Origin of the sequence: Cerasicoccus frondis (genome assembly GCA_031296915.1) — a bacterium.
Classification (GTDB): domain Bacteria; phylum Verrucomicrobiota; class Verrucomicrobiia; order Opitutales; family Cerasicoccaceae; genus Cerasicoccus; species Cerasicoccus frondis.
Genome location: JAVDPC010000020.1, coordinates 1 through 19,530, shown reverse-complemented (window position 1 = coordinate 19,530; position 19,530 = coordinate 1). Strand labels below are relative to the sequence as shown.

Below are 19,530 nucleotides of genomic sequence, written 5' to 3'. Positions count from 1 at the left end.
GCTCAGGCGGCTTGTTCGACAGCGGTAAATTGAAGGCGGCGTTGGATGAATGGCCATGCGGCTAGCACTCCGCCAGGCACGGCCAGCGTGAGTAATCCAAGCGCGGCGACAGGGTGCGCCCAACCGGCAGTGGTGTAGGCCATGCAAATGGCGCCTGCCATGAATTGGGTGAAAATAATGGTCGATGATGCGGCGCCGATGTCGCGGTCAACTTGCTCCAGGACAAGGTGGTTAGCCAGCGGGCGTGTGACGCCGGTGAAGAATCCGAAGAAGCTAATGCCAACCAAGAACGCCGAAACGTGCAGCGGCCCAATAGACAGCACTATAATGCTTGCGCCAACGCATCCACACAGACCAATGAAGATCAGCGAGCGATCCGTCATTCGGGTTAACAGACGGGAGCAGGTGTAAGCGCCAATCATGGAGCTCAGCGGCACGGCGGCGAACAGCACCGCGAAGGTGGATTCGCTGAGGTGAAAGTGCTCCATGTAAATAATGCTGGCAATACCGACATAGCCCAGCACAGGCGCTGCGATGAGGCACATGCTGCAATTCGCGAGCATAAAATTTCGGTTGCGGGTCAGGCGGACATAGCGGCTGAGTGCATTGAGCACGCCGCCACTTTCCCGGCTGGCCGAGCTTTCATCAAAGTAGAACCACGATAGTGTGAGCAGTGCGCCGCTGATAATTGCCAGCAACACAAAGATGGTTTGCCACGGCGCGTAGTGCATGATGAATGCGCCCATGGACGGCGCCACCATTGGCGCGATGGCGATGATGATGCCGAGCCAGGCGAGCAACTTTTGCCGGGCGACGCCTTCGAATTTATCCCGGCAATAGGCCATCGTCATCGAGGATGGCGCGGCGGCGGCGACGCCTTGCAAGATACGAAAAATGATGAGCTGTATTGGCCCCGTCGCCATTGCGCAGAGTAGGGATGCCAGGCTGAAGAGCGCCAGGCCGCCAAGCATGATTGGGCGTCGACCCCAGCGGTCCGACAGCGAACCGAAGACGAGCAAACTGATGCTGAACGCCACGAACCACAACACGAGCGACAGGTTGATGACATTCGTGGGCGCATGCCATTGCTCCGCCAAGTGTGGGATGGCGACCAGATACATATCCGTCGAAAGCGGCGGCATCGCGCCCAATGAGGCAAGGAATAGCACCCGGGCAAATGGAGGGGAAGCTGCTTCGCTCATGAGCCACCCTCCGATTTTGCGGGGGGCATGGATGCGGAAAGCACATTACCATCCTCATCAGCCACGACGAGCTTCAAACCGGGCGTCGGCATAGGCAGATTACTGAGAACCAGGCGTTCGCCCTCCTTGAGATCAGCGTCGACCAACACATATTCATCGCCTTGCCAAACTGGCGTGACTGGACGGATTTCCAATTGGTCGTTGTTGGCGGCGAGCCATACACGGCCACCGTCGCGGAAGGACTCGCGGGGCAATTTGAAAATGTTTTCCAGCTCGCGTCCGATTAGTTCAATGCGTACATAGTCACCCAACAACAGCGCTGGCTGGTCTTTGTTTTCCGGCTTGAGGGAGAGGGGATCCTCGATGGCAATTAACACGCGGGCCATGCGGCCGGCTGGATCAAGATCGCCCAGGAGCGAGATGATTTTCCCCTCGCGAAATGCGTTGCGATCAGCATTGGGATAAACCCTCGCGCTGCTGGCTTCAGCTTGATTTGGGCCGGGAATGGTGAGCCATTGTAGCTGGGCCTTAGGCACGGCGGCGCGCACCCAGTAGGTATCCGAGCCCGCCAGGCTGGCGACTGTCGTTTGCGTGGAAACGAAGGAGCCGACATCGACAGTTTTCTCCAACACGATGGCATTGAACGGCGCCGTAATGCGGGTGCGGGCCAGGTCGAGTTCGGCTTGTTCGAGTGTTGCGCGCGCCATCGCGACTTCGGCTTCGGCGGATTTCAATTGAGGCTCTCGCAAGGCAAGGGAGGCATTGACGCCGGCGACTTCACTGGCTTCCTGAATGAGCTCCCATTCGCGCTTGGCGATGGATTGATTGCCGGACTCGATGGCCATGTCGCTCAGCTCAAGGTCGAGCGTTGCCTGGGCGCTGGCTAGCGCAGTCTGGTAGTCGCGATCATCGATTTTCAAAATGTAATCTCCCTGATGCAGGAATTTGCCTTCCGCGAAGTTCTCCCCTAGCTCCAGCACCTCGCCGCTGACTTGGGCGTTTAGGTCGATGCTACGTTGCGGAATCACGCTGCCCATGACGTCAATGATGACCTGCGCATCTGTGCGCTCGAGCGAGTGCACTTTGACGTTGGCCTGCATTGGGGCGGGGGGCTTGCGCGTTGCCTTCGGGCCTGTCTCGATCAGGACCACGCAGGCTGCGGTGCATACGGCGATGATGACAACGATGGCCAGGATTCGTCTCCACGGGAAGCGCTTAGGGGAATTGTCGGCTGAGTCAGGCATGGTGTTAGTTCTCGGAAAGGTTGGTTGAATCGGCGGTTTCGTTATCGATTAATTCCGCAAAGACGGGCACGAGGGGGATCATGTCTTGGGGCGTGATCACGGGGTCTGGATCTGGGTTGGTGAGTGGAATATCTCCGCCAAGTGCGAGGTGGAGGTCGACGCGAGCCTGTAATAAATCTGCGACCAGCGAAATGCGTTCGCGCTGCAGGGATTGCAGAGATGAGAGCGAAGACGTGACATCCAGATAGTCCGTGAGGCCGCTGAGGTAGCGCGATTGCGCTTCACTGAATTCATTCTGTGCGGCCTGCATTTCGCGGTCCATGGCTTTGAGTTCTTCGTAGAGCCAATGCTCCTGGACCAGCGCGTCGCGGACTTCCTTGTAGGCAGTGAGGACGGTGCTGCGGTATTGCAAAAGTGACTGCTTGGCGAGGGCGAGCTGACGTTCGACTTCAGCTTGACGGGCGCCCGCGTCAAAAAGTGGTTGGGCCAAGCCGGCGAGGAATGACGCTGACCAACTGTCGAACAAATCAGCGAACGCGCCAGCAGTGGTTGTTGCGTCGACGCTCAGGGTGACGCGCGGCAGTCGGTCGGCCCGGGCCTCTGCGACATTCCACTCTGCGGAGTTCAGTGATTCATAGGCGGCTCGGATGTCCGGGCGTTGAAGCAGTAGATCGGATGGCGTCCCTGTGGTTGGGGCGGGGGGCATGCTGGGCATGCTGAGGCCGTCGACCGCAAATTCCCAATCTGCTGGTTGCCCGAGCAAGAGCGCAAGCTGGTGTTGGTAAAGGCGGGCTTGTCGCTCAATTTGCGGCACGAAGGTTTCGGCGCCGGCGAGCAATTGCTTTTGTTGATAGACATCCAGTGCGCTTGCTTGGCCGTTGCCAAAGCGCAGAAGCACAAGCTCAAGTTGAGTGCGGTTGGTGGCGACTTGGTCTTGAAGCAAGCGCATGCCGTCGGCCAGGGACAAGATGTTGAGCCAGGCACTGGCGACGTCGCCGCTGAGGACCAGCGCGGTCGCCTGCACGTCGTATTGACGGTACTCAACGAGCGATTGAGCGCTTTCAGATTGAGCGCGTATGCGGCCCCAAAGGTCTGCTTCATAGCCAATGCTTGCGCCCAGCGTCCATTGCTCCGTCGTGCCGCTGGAGTTGGGCGACCTCTGATAGCCGCGGCTCCAACTGCCGTTTCCATCAGCAGAGGGGAGGAGGGACGCACCGGAAATAACGGCCTGCGCCTGCGCCTGGCGTAAACGCGCCCAGGCTTCGGCCAAGCTGAGGTTGCCAGCCATGGCCTCGGATTCCAGATCGTCCAGGTCTGGTCGATCAAACGACGCCCACCAGCGGTCATTGCGCGCTGCCTGAGACACGCTGGACTCGGATGACCCATACGAATCTGGCAAAGGTTGCGGCGACGTGCGGGCTGGCGTTTGCGCTGTATATTGGCAACCAGACCATAGCGTTGCGGCGGTAAGCGCCGTTAATTGAAGGAAATGTTTAAGCACGGGCTTCGATCTCCGCTCGTTTGCTACGAATGCCAGCCAGGGCAAAGCTGACTGTGTGGTTGATGGTCAGATCGACGTTGGGCGGAAGCTTGCGCTTCTTGCGTTCCATGAGTTGGCGAATCGAACGGCTGAAATTATAAAACTGAAACAGCGCCACGACCGAAAGGTGGGTCAGCATGACGTCTTCATCGGTTGCCTGTGGGCCCAAGCTGTCGCGGACAATGCCAATCAGCGTGTCGCGTTCATGGGCGATCAGGTCAGCCAGGATGGTTTCCAGGGCCTCAGTCGGCTCCGCCATTTCTTTGACGATGAGCTTGGGGAAGAGGCTGCCATCGCCGTCGTCAAATATACGGCGGCACAAGGCGGTCATGAGTTGTTCCAAGCGTTTTTCCGCAGGCAGGGTGCTATCGGAGGGGAGGGGGTACTTGCTGCTGGCGATCTTCAGGGCATGACGCAGGCAACTGACGTAGAGCTCATACTTACCGCCAAAATGATAACTAACGGCAGCCTGGTTCGCATCAGCGATTTGGCAAATGTCCTGAACACGCGTCTGGCGGAAGCCATGCAACGCGAAGTGCTCTGCGCCTGCATTGAGCAGTCGTTCGCAAGTATCCTCCGCTTTTTTAGTCTTGGTTATCATCTCTCGATTAAACAATCATATAAAACGAAAGTTTCAAATCATTATTTGAAAAAGGGTAAGTTATTTTTCTATTGGCTATTCGCAGGCGTGAATCCTTAAAATCTGGTGCATATGTGGGTTGAAATTAGTAGGTGAATACTTCATGTGGATTAGATGGCCGGTTTATCTAGGTACCGATTAGTTTGGATTGTTTGTATGCTATTGTTGGTTGGGTTTCTGACCAATAGCATCAGCAGCTACTACGTATCCCGGGCCAATGTGCGCGAGACGATCACCGATAGTTCGCTGCCACTAACCTCGGATAACATCTATTCTGTCATCCAGCGGGACTTGCTACGACCGACGTTTATTTCCTCTATGATGGCGAACGACGCATTTTTGCGTGATTGGGCCATATCAGGTGAGCAGGATGTTGGGCAGTTGCAGCGTTACCTGGAGGAGATTCGCCGTGAATACGGCACAGTCACGAGTTTCTACGTATCGGAGAAATCGCGTAACTACTATTACTGGGATGGCGTCTTAAAGAAAGTGGACGCAGATGAGCCGCGCGATATCTGGTATTTCCGCGTGCGGGAAATGGATCAGCCGTTCGAGATAAATGTGGATATCGACATGGCGAACGATGACGCGTTGACCGTGTTTGTGAATTATCGTGTCTACGACTATGATCAGAATTTCATCGGGGTCACTGGCACCGGGCTTACGGTGAATCGCGTGAATGCGCTGATTGAGGACTATGAGTCGCGCTTCAATCGGGATATCTTTTTCGTGGGAGAAGACGGGCGCATCATGCTCAGCCCTCAGGAAAGTCGGTTGGCGAACTACGATAATTTAGTGGAAGTTCCGGGCATTGTCGACCAGGTGAGTAAACTGCTGGCGACAAAAGATGAGTACAAGCTGCGCTACGAGCGTGATGGAAAAACCTACTTCCTGAATAGCCGTTGGGTGCCAGAATTGAATTGGTTTTTGATGGTGGAGCAATCGGAGGACGAACTTCTCTCGCCGCTGCGCAATACGCTGATGTTCAATGTCTTATTAGCGCTGATTATTACGATTGTCGTCTCGGGGATGTGCATATCGGCAATCAGTATTCACCAAAAGCGTTTGCAGGCCCGAAATATAGAGTTGGTCGCGAAGAACCAGGAAATTGAAAACCAGAAGCATGAGCTGGAGCGCACTGCGGCGGAGTTGGCCGAGGCAAACGAAGCGCTATCGGCTATGAATCATGAGAAAGATGAGTTTCTTGGGATTGTCGCCCATGACTTACGTGGTCCGGTCGGGAACATTTTTGGGCTCTGTGACTTGTTGAAAGACGATTTGATGCATGGTCAAACGCGCATCAATGAACTGTTGCAGGACATGCGCACGTGTAGCACCCAGATGCTTGAGCTTATCGGGGATTTGCTGGATGTCAGTTCGATTGAAAGCTTTCATGGGCCAGTTGATCTGGAGCCTTGCGTCTGGAATTCGCTCGCCGTCAACGTGTATGACCGGTTTCACGTATCGGCGACCGCTAAGGAAATCCAGCTGGACCTGCGTCTTCATGAATCGGCAGACCAAGAGGTGATGACTCGCTCGAAGTGGTTGGATATCTGCCTGAATAACTTGGTAAACAACGCGATAAAATATTCGCCTCGAGGCAGCAGCATTTCGCTTGAAACGTCCGTATTGGCTGACGATGTTTTCGAAATTCGAATCGGAGACTCAGGCCCGGGAATCCCGGAGACTGAGCGTGATCAGCTCTTTCAAAAATTTCGGCCACTTTCTTCCCGGCCAAGTGGGGGAGAGCATTCGAGCGGACTTGGCTTATACATTGTCCGAAAAATGTGCCAGCGTTTGGGCGCTACGGTGGAGCTTGAGTCTGGTGATTTGCCAGGGTGTTCGTTTGTCATCCGGCATCCGAAGCACAAAGTTTCACGAATTTAATAAGTCCCACGCGCGCGAGGGGATGCTGCGCGTTCTCAGGTTTTTGGTCGGTCGGCTGCATCCTCAGTTGGAGTGGCTTATTTTGTTCAGACCGTCTCTGCGTGGCTTGATTTTCGACATTTGTCATTGAACTTACCGGTTAAGTGCTGGTTGGCATAGATTGTGCAGTATACCTGATTGTATACAATATAGAATCCAAAACGTGGGCGGAAACGCCCTCTCTACTAACAATGACACGACCTATGACAACCTATATGCAGAACATGAAAACGACCATCGGCGCATGCGCACTGGCGGTGTTGGCTGGGGCCAGCGTTGCGAGCGCTCAAATCAATGAAGAACTCACGGGTGACGAAGCAACCAGCGTTGCGCCTCCCAGCGAATCCAGCGTAGGCGGCGCCATCAGCGGCTCCTTGAGCTTCGATTTCAATTCGCACTTCATCTCTTATGGTGCTGACGTCTGGGGCGAGGGTGGTTCTTGGAATAACCTCCTGTTTAATCCATCCCTGAGTCTCACGATGGACTTTGGCGATGGTTTCTATGGCTTCGTTGGCACTTGGTGGGATGTGAACGACATCGGCACTTCAGGCATCGGCGATGACATCCAAGAAGTCGACCTCTGGATTGGCGCTGGTTACACCTATGAAAAGTGGAATTTTGAGCTGATCTATCAAGAGTGGATCTATGCTCAGGACGCCGAGCGCATCCTCGACATCGTCATCAGCTATGACACGCTCTTGAATCCTTCGCTCGTCATCCACAATCGCGTTGATGGCAACGGCACGCAGGACACCGGCACGGTTTTCGTCCTCGGAGTATCGGAAGGCTTCACCTATGAAGACCTGGCAGTAGACTTCGGCGTGGACGTCGCATTCAACACCGACAACTACTATGGCGGCCAAGGCGGCTTTACGTATCTGGCTCTTGGTCCGCAGCTTAGCTATCCGCTGTCCTTTATTGGCGAGCAATACGGCGCCTGGAACATTCACGGTGGCCTGACCTTCTACTACACGCCGGACAATACAGTTCCTGGCAACATCACCGAAACCTTCCTCACTGGCAACGTCGGTATCGGCGTGGACTTCTAAAGGAATCCGCCAGTCGTTCAAAGTTGGCTTAGTCTTAGCTAAACGGACGTCAAAATCCTCAACATAAACGATCAATATGATAAAATTACTCATGACTTGCGCGCGTCGCTCCGCCATCGCGACCGCGCTACTCCTCACTCTATGCGCGAGCCTCGTCAGGGCGGACGATGACACCGTCAAGGTGGGCATTCTTCACTCGCTCAGCGGCACCATGGCCATCAGTGAAACGTCACTCCGCGACGTGCTCCTGTTCGCCATCGATGAGATCAACGCCAACGGCGGCGTGATGGGCAAGCAGATCGAACCTGTCGTTGTTGACGGCGCTTCGGACTGGCCGCTCTTTGCCGAAAAAGCCAAGCAACTGCTCGTGCAGGACAAGGTAGCCGTTGTCTTCGGCTGCTGGACTTCCGTTAGTCGCAAATCCGTGCTTCCGGTCTTCGAAGAATACAACGGCCTGCTCTTCTACCCGGTTCAATACGAGGGCGAAGAAATGTCGCCGAATATCTTCTACACCGCAGAAGCCGTTGGCCAACAGGCCATCCCGGCCGTGGACTTCCTCCTCGAAGAAGGTAAGAAAAAGTTCTACCTGATCGGCACCGACTACGTTTACCCGCAGACCACCAACCTGGTGCTCCTCGAGTATCTCCTCTCCAAGGGTGTTCCGCTGCGCAACATCGGCGGCGGTCTCCGCAAGGACGCCAACGGCGAAGTGATCTCCGCTGGCAAATACACTCCGTTCGGCCACACTGATTACCAGCAGATCATTGCGGAAATCAAGCAATTCGCCGCCTCCGGTGACGCCTGCGTGATCAACACCATCAACGGTGACTCCAACGTCGCGTTCTTCAAGGAATACGCCGCATCCGGCCTCACTGCTGAAGATTGCCCGGTGGTTTCCTTCTCCCTCTCCGAAGACGAATTCCGCAGCCTTCCCGCGAAGGACCTGGTTGGCCAGCTCGGTTGCTGGACTTACTTCATGTCCCTCGATACGCCGGAGAACGAGCAGTTCGTGAACAACTTCCAAAGCTGGCTCAAGACGACCGATGTCGACGGCATCGAGCGTGAAGGCCGCGTAACTTGCAGCCCGATGGTGCTCTCCTACGATGGTGTATACCTCTGGAAGAAGGCCGTTGAAAAGGCAGGCAGCTTTGAAGTGGACAAGGTGGTCAAGGCGCTGGAAAGCGGCATCTCCTTCGATGGTCCCGGAGGCGAAGTGACGACCCAGGAAAACCACCACCTGACTAAGGACGTCTACATCGGCGAAACCATGCCGGACGGACAGTTCGAAGTCATCGAATCCTTTGAAGATGTTTATGGCGAGCCATTCCTGAAGGGCACGTTTGAGTAACCGAAAAGTCAGTTAGGTTCAGTAAATTCAGGAATCGGGTTCCCGGGGGGCGTGGTTAGCCCCCGCCTCCCGGGTAACTTTTTTCAAACAGAAATCTCTACGACTATGCGCCGAAATCTAACCCACATACTTCAACTGATGCTGCTCACGGTCTGTGTGTTAAGCACGACTAGCCTTCGGGCGAATGAAGCCAAGGCGCGCGAAATCCTCAACGAGGCAATTCTGAGTAAAGGCAATGAGCAAGTAACGCTCGTCGAAAGCCTCGCTAAGACCGGCGAACCCATCATCGTCGACAATTATTTGGAAGCCTGGAAGCGCGGCGACATCTACCTTTACGCTGCAGACGATGGCTCCGAAATCCCCCTTTATATTCCCGCCGCAGAAGGCGTAACCGGGCCGCGCGAAGCGATCGTGGTTGCGACCGGAGACGTGTTTACAAACAGCATGGGCGAGCCGACGCTGCTCGACCCCGAAGCCCTCGATTCCGCGCGTCCTGCACGCAATACACGCAAAGTATTTTCCCGAGTAAGCGACTTGGTTGCGCTCAGCGCTGAGCAAGCCGACGTCCGCGCGGCCGCCGCACTTAAACTCGGCCTGAAGCAAGATGCGGACTACCTGCCGATCCTCATCGAATTGCAGAAGGAAGAAACCGACGACGATGTCCAGGAGGCATTGGCCGAAGGCATCGCGGTCAGTCACCTTGGGCTCGGCTCGAAGGAAGAACGCCTCGCCGCGATTCAAACTCTGGAAGACATGAATTCCATCGCGGGTTTGACTGCGTTGGAAAACCTGAAGTTCGACTTAAAAGACGGCATCGCCGATGTCGAATTTACCGACGGCGAAATGGCGCGGTTGGACTCAGCGATGAAGTCCATTGAAAGCTATATCTCCGTCATCGATTTCATCGGCACTTGCTTCCGTGGACTGAGCCTTGGCGCGGTGCTGGTCATCGTGGCGCTTGGCCTTGCGATTACGTTTGGCTTGATGGGCGTCATCAACATGGCGCATGGCGAGATGATTGCCATCGGCGCCTATAGCGCCTACATGAGCCAGCAGATTTTTACGTCGATCTTCGCCAGTTCGGACATGGCCTACGAGACGTATTTCTTCTTTGCGATTCCGTTTTCGTTCATCATCGCTGCGCTCTGCGGCTTGGTGCTTGAGCGCAGCGTAATTCAATTTCTCTACAAGCGTCCGCTCGAATCGCTGCTCGCAACGTGGGGCGTGTCGTTGATCTTACAACAAGGATTCCGCTTAGTCTTCGGCGCAGCGAACCGCCAGGTAAACTCCCCCTCTTGGCTTCTGGGTAACATCGAAATCTTCGACATCACTTTTGGCTACAACCGCATCTTCGTGATCGGCTTTGCCGCGTTGATCGTCTTCGGAACCTGGCTTCTCATGACCAAGACTTCGCTCGGCCTCGCAGTGCGCGCGGTGATGCAAGACCCGATGATGGCGTCCGCTATGGGCATCCGCATTGAGCGCGTGCGCATGATGACGTTTGCCTTCGGCTCCGGCCTTGCGGGCCTGGCGGGTGTGTTCCTTTCGCAGATCGGCAGCGTTGGTTCCAACCTTGGCCAGAGCTACATCGTCGACAGCTTCATGGTGGTCGTGGTCGGCGGCGTCGGCAACATCTTCGGCACCGTCATCTCGGCGCTCGGCATCGGCGTAACGGACCAAGCGCTACAACCCGCCTTTGGCCCGGTGATGGGCCGCATCACGGTCCTCGTGTTAATTATCATTTTCTTGCAGTGGAAGCCAGGCGGCCTCTTTCCGAGCAACAGCCGCAGCCTCGACTAATCACTGCCAATATTTTTCCCAATGCAATCCAGCGATAGCAAAAAATCCCTCGTGGGCATGTTTGTGGTGGCGGCCATTATGTTTGCGCTGCCTCTGCTCAACGCCTTCACACCCGAAAGCTTCTTCCTCCACGTCAGTGATTTTCGACTCAATCTATGGGGAAAATATTTGTGCTACGCCGCGCTCGCCATTTCGCTCAATCTACTCTGGGGCTACACCGGTTTGCTTTGCTTGGGGCAGGGGCTGTTCTTTGCGCTTGGCGGCTATGCGCTCGGCATGCACTTGATGCTGATGACCTCGCAGTCCGAGTCGGACGCCAGCGGCTTACCCGACTTCATGGACTTCATGGGCTACACCGAACTGCCCGCCCACTGGGTGCCGTTCAACAGCTTTGGCTTTGCAGTGCTCGCGGTGATGATTGTGCCGGGGCTGCTTGCTGGGATCTTTGGTTTCCTGGCCTTCCGTGCCCGCATTAAAGGCGTATATTTCGCAATCATCACCCAGGCGCTGACCTACGCGGCGTGCCTGTTGTTCTTCCGCAACGAGTTCACCTTCGGCGGCAACAACGGCTTCACGGATTTTAAAACCATTCTCGGTCACGGCGTCTTCGAGCCCGGCACTCAGCGCGGACTTTATATACTCACCGCGCTTTATGTGACCGCCTGCATGTTCTTCAACTGGTGGCTAACGCGCACTAAGTTCGGCCGCGTGCAGCAGGCCATCCGCGACAGTGAAAACCGCGTGCGCTTCTCCGGTTATTCCACGACGACTTACAAGCTCTTCATCTTCATCGTTGCCGGTGTGATGGCCGCCATCGTCGGCGCGCTGTATGTGCCGCAGGTCGGCATTATCAACCCCACGGAAATGCGTCCCGACAAGTCGCTGGAGATCGTCGTGTGGGTCGCCGTCGGCGGTCGCGCCACGATCATCGGGCCGGTGATTGGCGCCGTATTCGTCAACTGGCTCAAGAGCTTCACGACTTACCATTACCCGGATTATTGGCTGATCATTCTCGGCGCGATGTTCGTCTTTGTCGTGCTCTTCATGCCCAACGGCATCGTCGGCCTGCCTTTGCAACTCAAAGCGCTGTGGGCGAAGCACAAGCACCGCTTCATCAAAACCGAGCCCAACGGCGACACCGCCAAAGCATAACTCCAATTTTAAAACCACATGTCTGAAACTGAGGAACACAAAGACAAAAAGGAGTTCGTCCTGACGGTTGAGGGGCTGAACAAAAGCTTCGATGGCTTTCAGGTCATCAACGACCTCAACCTCTACATCGACCGCGGCGAGCTGCGCACCATCATCGGCCCCAACGGCGCCGGCAAGAGCACGTTTCTCGATTTGATTACCGGGCGCACGCGGCCCGACTCCGGCATCATCGAGTTCGGCCCCGACCACAAGATTCAGCTCACCAAAATGCAGGAGTATGAGATCAACCGCCTCGGCATCAGCCGCAAGTTTCAGACGCCCACGGTCTACTCGCAGCACACGGTTTACGAGAACCTCATGCTCTCGCTCAACTTGAAACGCAGCGTCTTCGCTACCTTGTTCTACCGCGAAAGCAAAGCCGACAAGGAACGCATCCACGAGATCCTGGAAACGATCCGCATGACCGAGAAAAAGAACCTCATCGCGGGCTCGCTTTCGCACGGTCAAAAGCAGTGGCTGGAGATCGGTATGCTGCTCGCGCAGGACCCGAAGCTTTTGCTCGTAGACGAGCCTGCCGCCGGCATGACTGACGAGGAAACCGAGCGCACTGGCGAGCTGTTGCTCAGCCTCGCGGGCAAGCACAGCTTGATTGTGATTGAGCACGACATGGTCTTTGTTCGCCAGATCGCGACGAAGGTTACCGTGCTGCACCAAGGCTCGGTCTTGCGCGAAGGCACGATCGACCAAGTGCAGTCCGACCCGAAAGTGGTCGAGGTTTATCTGGGTCGCAGCGCCGCTGGCGGCGAGGACGAGGAGAAGGCATCATGAGCGTCGAGACCGCCGAACCCGCAACCGACACCGTGCTCTCCGTGCGCGGCATGAAGGCCTACTACGATCAGTCGATCATCCTGCGCGGCATCGATCTGGATGTGCCCGAAAAGAAGGTCGTCTCTCTCATGGGCCGCAATGGCGTTGGCAAAACAACTACGCTCAAGTCGATCCTGGGCCTCGTGGAATCGGTCGAGGGCGACATCATCCTCGCCGGAAAAAAGCTCAACGGCCAGGCGCCGGAAAAGCGTGCGCGTCAGGGCATTGCCTACGTGCCGCAAGGCCGCCACATCTTCCCGACGCTGACGGTGTGGGAAAACCTGCAAACCGCGATCGTCGTCCACGGCGACAAGGCGCGTGAGCAACTGGACTTTGTTTACGAACTGTTCCCGGTCATCAAAGAGATGGGCAAGCGCAAAGGGGGCGTGCTTAGCGGCGGTCAGCAGCAGCAGCTCGCGATTGCGCGCGCGCTCCTCACGTGCCCGAAGCTTTTGATTCTCGATGAGCCTACGGAGGGCATTCAGCCCAACATCATCGATCAGATCGAGGACACCATCAAGCTGCTCCGCGACTCCGGCCGCATGAGCATTCTGCTGGTGGAGCAGTATCTGGACTTTGCCAAATCGGTGAGCGACGCGTTCTACGTGATGGACCGCGGCATGGTGATGGCCCAAGGGGACATTGCCGAGCTCTCCGAAGAAATCGTTACGAAATACCTGACTGTTTAAGTTGCTATGCTGAAAAAAGTTTTAATCGCAAACCGCGGCGAAATCGCCTGCCGCATCATTCGCTCCTGTAAGAATCTGAACATCCCCACGGTCGCCATCTACTCGGAGGCAGACCGCCACACGCCACACGTGGCGATGGCTGATGAGGCGTTTTACATCGGGCCAGCCGCGGTCTCCGAGAGCTACCTGAAGGCGGACAAAATCTTGGAGCTTTGCCTCGAGCATGGCGTCGACGCCGTGCACCCTGGCTACGGTTTGCTGAGTGAAAACCTGCACTTCGCCAAGGCCTGTGAAGACAAGGGCATCAAGTTTGTCGGCCCCTCGCCGGAGCAGATTGATAAGTTTGGCCTCAAGCATACCGCGCGCGATTTGGCCGAGGCTTCCAACGTGCCGATGCTCACGGGCACGGGTCTCTTGGAGTCGGCAGATGAAGCACTCGATAAGGCCGAGGCGATTGGTTATCCGGTCATTTTAAAAAGCGTCGCCGGCGGTGGTGGCATCGGCATGCGCGTGTGCGAGGAGCCGGGAATTTTGCGGGCGGCCTACGAGCAGGTGGAGCACCTGAGCATGGCGAACTTCGGCCAAGCGGGCATCTACGTGGAGAAATTTGTCAGCCGCGCGCGCCACATCGAAGTGCAGATTTTCGGTAATGGTGAAGGAGACGTCGTCACGCTCGGTGAGCGCGATTGCTCGTCCCAGCGCCGCAATCAGAAAGTGATTGAGGAGACGCCGGCGCCGAACATTTCGGAAGCCTTGAGAGACGGCCTGGCAGATGCTGCCCGCAGGCTCGCTTCATCGATCAACTACCGCTCGGCGGGCACGGTCGAGTTCCTCGTCAACGCCGAGACCGAGGAGCTCTACTTCCTCGAGGTCAACACGCGCTTGCAGGTGGAGCACGGCGTGACCGAAGAGGTGACGGGCGTCGACCTCGTCGAGTGGATGCTGCTCCTGGCCGCTGGTGAAGATCCGACGCAGGGCAAGGAAAGTATGCCGACTTCGAGCCACTCGATCCAAGTGCGCATTTACGCGGAAGACCCGCGCAAGGATTACCAGCCGTCCTCCGGCGTGCTCAACGAAGTCATCTTCCCAGAAGGCGTGCGCTGTGATACGTGGATCGAGCGCGGCACGGACGTGTCGCCGAACTACGACCCCTTGCTCGCCAAGCTGATTGTGAAGGGCAGCGACCGCGCCGACGCGATTGCCCGCATGCTTGACGCGCTGGCGAAATCGTCGCTCTGCGGCATCGAGACGAACCTCGAATACCTTGGCAAGATCGTGGCCGATGCGACCTTCGGCGAAGGCAAAATGACTACGGCCTTCCTCAAGACTTTTACTTACGACACGACCGCGGTCGACGTCATCGCGCCGGGCACGCAAACGAGCATTCAGGACTACCCGGGCCGCCTCGGCTACTGGGATATCGGCGTGCCGCCCTCGGGTCCGATGGATAGCTTGGCCTTCCGTTTGGCCAACCGCCTGGTCGGCAATGAGCCCGGCGACGCCGCGTTGGAAATCACCCTCATGGGGCCGACGCTCAAGTTTAACCAACACGCCACGCTCGCGCTGACCGGCGCGCCGATCACGGCGGAGCTCGACGGACTGCCCGTGCATCTGTGGCAGGCCTTCACGGTGGAGCCCGGTTCGGTGCTCAAGATCGGCAAAGCGACGGAGACGGGTTGCCGTTCCTACCTCGCGGTGGCGGGCGGATTCAACGTGCCGGACTACCTGGGCAGCAAGTCGACGTTCGCCATGGGCCACTTTGGCGGCCATGCCGGGCGCACGCTTTTGCCCGGCGATGTGCTGCACCTCAACGAGGGCGCGACGACTTGCGAATCCCACGCGAAGCTGGAGGAGTCGCTCATCCCGACCTACGCGAGCGAGTGGGAAATCCGCGTGACGTATGGTCCGCATGGCGCGCCCGATTTTTTCACGGAAGACGACATCGATGTGTTCCTCGGCTCAACCTTCGAAGTGCATTACAACTCCGCACGCACGGGCATCCGCCTCATCGCGCCGCACAAGCCGAAGTGGGCGCGCAAGGACGGTGGCGAAGCTGGCCTGCACCCCTCGAATTTGCACGACACGCCGTATGCGATTGGCGCGATCAACTTCACCGGCGACATGCCGATTATCCTCGGGCCCGACGGACCCAGCCTCGGCGGCTTCGTATGCCCGGTCACGATTATTCAGGCCGACTTGTGGATGATTGGTCAGCTGCGGCCCGGCGATAAAATCCGCTTCACCTGCGTCTCGCAGTTTGCGGCTAACGAACTTGAGGCCAAGCAGGACGCCGCCATCGAGTCCATGTCGACGGCCCCGGTCACGGTGTCGAAGCCCGAGTATGTGAAGCGCGGTTCGTGCATCGCCGCCACGCTCAGCGAGGACGAAAACCCGATGCAGGTCACCTACCGCCCCTGCGGCGACAAATACCTGCTGATCGAATATGGGCCCATCGTGCTCGACCTCAATTTCCGCTTCCGCATCTACGCGCTCATGCAGTGGCTGCACGCGAATCCCGTGCCCGGCCTGATCGACGCGACGCCCGGCGTGCGCTCGCTCCAACTGCACTACGATTCGCGCATCACGCCGCTGGACAAACTTGTCGCCACGCTGGTGGCGGCCGAGAAGGAGCTGCCCGCGATCGAGGACATGGTCGTGCCGACGCGCGTCATCCACCTGCCGATGAGCTGGAACAACGAGATCACGCAGGAAGCCGTCCGCAAGTATGAGAAGTCTGTGCGCAAGGATGCGCCGTGGTGTCCGAGCAACATCGAGTTTATCCGCCGGATCAACGGCCTCGATTCCGAGGAAGAGGTGCGCAAGACGGTCTTCGACGCGAGCTACCTCGTCATGGGCTTGGGCGATGTTTACCTGGGCGCACCAGCGGCGGTGCCGGTCGATCCGCGCCACCGTTTGCTGACCACGAAATACAACCCCGCGCGCACGTGGACGGCGGAGGGCACGGTCGGCATTGGCGGCGTTTACATGTGCATCTACGGCATGGACAGCCCGGGCGGTTATCAGCTGATCGGGCAGACGCTGCCCATCTGGAATCGCTACCTGAGCACCGGCCCCTTCGAGGAAGGCAAGCCCTGGCTGCTGCGCTTCTTCGACCAGGTGCGCTACTACCCAGTGGAGGAGGAAGCGCTCGTGGAAATGCGCCGTGATTTCCACTCCGGCAAGTTCCAGATCAAGGTCGAGCAGGAGGACTTCAGCCTCCGCGATTACAACCAATTTCTTGCCGACAACGCCGAGTCCATCGCCACCTTCAAGGCGCGCCAGCAAAAGGCTTTCGAGGAAGAGCGCGACCGCTGGGAGGCCGCAGGGCAGAGCGCCACGGTGGACTCGTGGGACACCTCCGAGCCGGAGGAAGTCACGCTGCCCGATGGCCATGAGGCCGTGGCCAGCCACATCAACGGCAACGTCTGGAAGATCGTGGCGAAGCCGGGCGACAAGGTCGAGGCCGGCCAAACACTGGTCATTCTGGAGGCGATGAAGATGGAAATTTCTGTGCAGGCGACATTGACCGGCGAAGTCACGCAGTTATTCGTGGAAGAAGGCGCGGCGGTGAAATCCGGACAGCAATTGCTCGCACTAGCGCCAACCTAATTGCTTCGCGGAGGACGATGCGAGCAATGCTATTTTCTTAATTGTAACAAAATTTGTTTATAATGGATTTTTCGATACCCACATTACGCAAGCAATACGCCGATGGCGCGCTGACTCCAGGCGCCGTGGTGGAGCAGGTCTTGGCGCTGATCAAAGCCGAAGACCCCAAGATATGGATTCACGTGCTCTCGCCGGAAGAGCTGGCGCCCTATGTAGATGCGCTGGCGGGCAAGTCGGTCGACGATTTGCCGCTCTACGGCATCCCGTTTGCGATCAAGGACAACATCGATTTGGCCGGTGTGCCGACCACGGCAGCGTGCCCGGAGTTTTCCTTTATTCCGGAAAAGTCGGCCTTCGTCGTCGAGCGACTGATCGCCGCCGGGGCCATCCCCATTGGCAAGACGAACCTCGATCAATTTGCTACGGGGCTCGTGGGCACGCGTTCGCCCTACGGGATTCCGTCCAACTCGTTTGACCCGCGATATATTTCCGGTGGCTCCAGCTCGGGCTCCGCAGTGTCAGTCGCCAAGGGACTCGTGTCCTTTTCCCTGGGCACGGATACGGCGGGCTCGGGCCGGGTGCCGGCATCTTTAAACAACCTCGTTGGCCTCAAGCCGAGCCGCGGCCTGCTCAGCACCACGGGGCTGCTCCCGGCGTGTCGCAGCCTGGACTGCATTTCGATTTTCAGCCTTAGCTGCAGCGACGCCAGCACCGTGCTCGATGTGGCTCGCGGCTTCGATGCGGAGGACCCGTATTCCGTCGATTACGAGCTGAGCATCGCCGCGCCAAAGCGTGTCATCGGCATCCCTCAGGCGGACCAACTGGAATACTTTGGCGACAAGCAAACGGAGGCCATTTTCCTCAAGGCCGTTGACCTGCTGCGCGAGCTGGACTACGAGGTCGTCGAGATTGACTTCGCGCCATTTCAGGAAGCCGCGCGCCTGCTCTACCATGGCCCTTGGCTGGCCGAGCGTTACCTGGTGCTGCAGGATTTGATCGAGAAAACGCCCGAACACCTGCACCCCGTTACGCGGGAAATTGTCTGCCAGGGCGGCAACTCGACAGCGGTGGATTTCTTCCGCGCCGAGTATCAGCTGAAGGCGTTCAAGCGCACGGCCGACGAAATCCTGGCGACGGTCGACGCAGTTATGACTCCCACTTGCGGCACGGTCTACACGATCGAGCAACTGCTCAAGGACCCGATCCAGCTCAACACCAACCTGGGACACTACACCAATTTCATGAACCTCTTGGACCTCTCCGCCATCGCGGTGCCAGTTGGGTTCCGCAGCGATCGTATCCCCCACGGCGTGACGTTCTTTTCGTTCGCCGGTGAAGATGCGAACCTGCTGGCGCTCGCCGGAGAGTTTCACGCCAAAACGGGGCTCAGCATGGGCGCGGGCAAGGTGCCCGTCCCGGCCTACACGCACGCAATTGCCGACTCGGAAGACACCGGCACGCTGGTCGTCTGCGGCGCGCACCTGAGCGGCATGCCCTTGAATCATCAGCTCACCGAGCGCGGTGGGGTGCTCCTCGAAGCCACGGAAACCGAGCCGGTCTACCGGATGTATGCTTTGGATGGCAAAGTAAAGCGCCCGGCGCTGGTGCGCGTGCCCACAGGCGGCGCAGCAATCGAGGTGGAGGTGTGGCAACTGCCGCTGGAAACGATTGGCAGCTTCCTGGCTGGCATCGCCGAGCCCTTGGGGCTGGGGAAGGTCTTCCTGAGCGGTGGCCGCCAGTCGATGGGCTTCATCGCCGAAGCTCACGCCCTCGGTGACGCTGAGGAAATCACCGAGCTGAAGTCCTGGCGTAATTACGTCGCCCGCGGCTAGCCGCAAATTTGAGAAAGGACGCAAACCCACCTAAGGGTTGGGAGCAGAACTCACTAGGGCAATCTGCCTCTGCCCGATTGCGTTGCCAATATATGTGTGTGGGGCAGCAGCCAGAGTCCCAGCTGGCCAGTTTCACCAGCATGGTCCTCAGGCGTTGGCCCTGACATTACACCGAACCAAGTCGTATGCGTTCCCAAAGCTAGCCGTTTGTTGGCTTGAAACAGCCACCATTGTTGGTCCTTACGCCCATGGGCGTAGGAGAGCTATGTCCACGGCCGTAACACACCTACGTCCCGGGACGAAACGGGTCTACGTCCATGGACGTAAGCAGCAGCACACGGGGCTAGGTTCATCCAACACAAGGGGCTATGTCGAAGCGACAACGCCTGGAGTCTAGGGCAAAGGACATTCACTCTGAGCGCCAACGGCGCGGATTCCTACTAGCCTAGGAGCAGTGCGACCAAATCCGACAGGTGCTAGCCCGCTTCGCTACTGGCGCCTTGCTGGACACACCAAATCACAGCGGCCTGAACAGACAATCAATACTGAAATTGCTCTAGTGTTCCGTTAGCTTAGTTTATTGCAAAATTGATTAATTTTGTGGAAGATGTCATCAGCTGAAGCGGTCCATT

13 protein-coding genes are annotated in these 19,530 nt (G+C 57.5%); 9 read left to right on the top strand and 4 right to left on the bottom strand.

The annotated features are described in order from the left end of the window. Nucleotides 1–2 precede the first annotated feature (2 nt). Genes RBB63_RS15470 through RBB63_RS15455 form a run of 4 tightly spaced genes read right to left on the bottom strand, consistent with a single transcriptional unit; the run spans nt 3 to nt 4,587 of the window. A complete protein-coding gene (locus RBB63_RS15470) occupies nt 3–1,202 on the bottom strand; it encodes an MFS transporter (protein ID WP_309385872.1) in 1,200 nt (399 codons plus the stop codon). Next, nucleotides 1,199–2,446, bottom strand: a complete 1,248-nt coding sequence (locus tag RBB63_RS15465) for an efflux RND transporter periplasmic adaptor subunit (protein ID WP_309385871.1) — start codon at nt 2,444–2,446, stop codon at nt 1,199–1,201. The genes RBB63_RS15470 and RBB63_RS15465 overlap by 4 nt, the downstream gene beginning before the upstream one ends. Nucleotides 2,447–2,450: 4 nt before the next feature. Beyond that, the gene (locus RBB63_RS15460; RefSeq protein WP_309385870.1) at nt 2,451–3,947 is read right to left on the bottom strand and encodes an efflux transporter outer membrane subunit; all 1,497 of its coding nucleotides are present in this window, start codon (nt 3,945–3,947) and stop codon (nt 2,451–2,453) included. Further along, entirely contained in the window at nt 3,940–4,587 is a 648-nt protein-coding gene (locus tag RBB63_RS15455) for a TetR/AcrR family transcriptional regulator (protein WP_309385869.1), read from the bottom strand. The genes RBB63_RS15460 and RBB63_RS15455 overlap by 8 nt, the downstream gene beginning before the upstream one ends. Nucleotides 4,588–4,782: 195 nt before the next feature. Between RBB63_RS15455 and RBB63_RS15450 the strand changes: the two genes are divergently transcribed. The 9 genes from RBB63_RS15450 (at nt 4,783) to atzF (ending at nt 18,898) form a co-directional block, all read left to right on the top strand. After that, nucleotides 4,783–6,513, top strand: a complete 1,731-nt coding sequence (locus tag RBB63_RS15450) for a sensor histidine kinase (RefSeq protein WP_309385868.1) — start codon at nt 4,783–4,785, stop codon at nt 6,511–6,513. A 263-nt stretch (nt 6,514–6,776) separates the two neighbouring features. After that, nucleotides 6,777–7,601, top strand: coding sequence for a hypothetical protein (locus RBB63_RS15445; RefSeq protein ID WP_309385867.1), 825 nt, complete (start codon nt 6,777–6,779; stop codon nt 7,599–7,601). Between the two features lie 76 nt (nt 7,602–7,677). Further along, entirely contained in the window at nt 7,678–8,949 is a 1,272-nt protein-coding gene (gene urtA, locus RBB63_RS15440; RefSeq protein ID WP_309385866.1) for an urea ABC transporter substrate-binding protein, read from the top strand. 105 nt (nt 8,950–9,054) lie between these two features. Continuing rightward, nucleotides 9,055–10,749 (top strand): urea ABC transporter permease subunit UrtB, encoded by a 1,695-nt coding sequence (gene urtB / locus RBB63_RS15435; RefSeq protein WP_309385865.1) that lies wholly within the window; start codon nt 9,055–9,057, stop codon nt 10,747–10,749. Between the two features lie 21 nt (nt 10,750–10,770). Continuing rightward, nucleotides 10,771–11,901 carry an urea ABC transporter permease subunit UrtC gene (gene urtC, locus RBB63_RS15430; RefSeq protein ID WP_309385864.1) on the top strand — a complete coding sequence of 377 codons (1,131 nt, stop codon included), beginning with the start codon at nt 10,771–10,773 and terminating at the stop codon, nt 11,899–11,901. An 18-nt stretch (nt 11,902–11,919) separates the two neighbouring features. Continuing rightward, nucleotides 11,920–12,729 (top strand): urea ABC transporter ATP-binding protein UrtD, encoded by an 810-nt coding sequence (gene urtD / locus RBB63_RS15425; RefSeq protein ID WP_309385863.1) that lies wholly within the window; start codon nt 11,920–11,922, stop codon nt 12,727–12,729. Between the two features lie 32 nt (nt 12,730–12,761). Beyond that, nucleotides 12,762–13,457, top strand: a complete 696-nt coding sequence (urtE, locus tag RBB63_RS15420; RefSeq protein ID WP_343218961.1) for an urea ABC transporter ATP-binding subunit UrtE — start codon at nt 12,762–12,764, stop codon at nt 13,455–13,457. Between the two features lie 6 nt (nt 13,458–13,463). Next, complete coding sequence (uca, locus tag RBB63_RS15415) at nt 13,464–17,066, top strand: urea carboxylase (protein WP_309385862.1); 3,603 nt, start codon at nt 13,464–13,466, stop codon at nt 17,064–17,066. Between the two features lie 62 nt (nt 17,067–17,128). Further along, entirely contained in the window at nt 17,129–18,898 is a 1,770-nt protein-coding gene (gene atzF, locus RBB63_RS15410) for an allophanate hydrolase (protein WP_309385861.1), read from the top strand. Nucleotides 18,899–19,530: the final 632 nt, after the last annotated feature.

What these genes read in the sequence shown, in the direction of transcription:
- urtB (WP_309385865.1), top strand. Translation starts at nt 9,055, where the DNA reads ATGCGCCGAAATCTAACCCACATACTTCAACTGATGCTGCTCACGGTC.
- RBB63_RS15465 (WP_309385871.1), bottom strand. Translation starts at nt 2,446, where the DNA reads ATGCCTGACTCAGCCGACAATTCCCCTAAGCGCTTCCCGTGGAGACGA.
- RBB63_RS15455 (WP_309385869.1), bottom strand. Translation starts at nt 4,587, where the DNA reads ATGATAACCAAGACTAAAAAAGCGGAGGATACTTGCGAACGACTGCTC.
- urtC (WP_309385864.1), top strand. Translation starts at nt 10,771, where the DNA reads ATGCAATCCAGCGATAGCAAAAAATCCCTCGTGGGCATGTTTGTGGTG.
- urtD (WP_309385863.1), top strand. Translation starts at nt 11,920, where the DNA reads ATGTCTGAAACTGAGGAACACAAAGACAAAAAGGAGTTCGTCCTGACG.
- atzF (WP_309385861.1), top strand. Translation starts at nt 17,129, where the DNA reads ATGGATTTTTCGATACCCACATTACGCAAGCAATACGCCGATGGCGCG.
- RBB63_RS15470 (WP_309385872.1), bottom strand. Translation starts at nt 1,202, where the DNA reads ATGAGCGAAGCAGCTTCCCCTCCATTTGCCCGGGTGCTATTCCTTGCC.
- RBB63_RS15445 (WP_309385867.1), top strand. Translation starts at nt 6,777, where the DNA reads ATGAAAACGACCATCGGCGCATGCGCACTGGCGGTGTTGGCTGGGGCC.
- RBB63_RS15450 (WP_309385868.1), top strand. Translation starts at nt 4,783, where the DNA reads ATGCTATTGTTGGTTGGGTTTCTGACCAATAGCATCAGCAGCTACTAC.
- urtA (WP_309385866.1), top strand. Translation starts at nt 7,678, where the DNA reads ATGATAAAATTACTCATGACTTGCGCGCGTCGCTCCGCCATCGCGACC.
- uca (WP_309385862.1), top strand. Translation starts at nt 13,464, where the DNA reads ATGCTGAAAAAAGTTTTAATCGCAAACCGCGGCGAAATCGCCTGCCGC.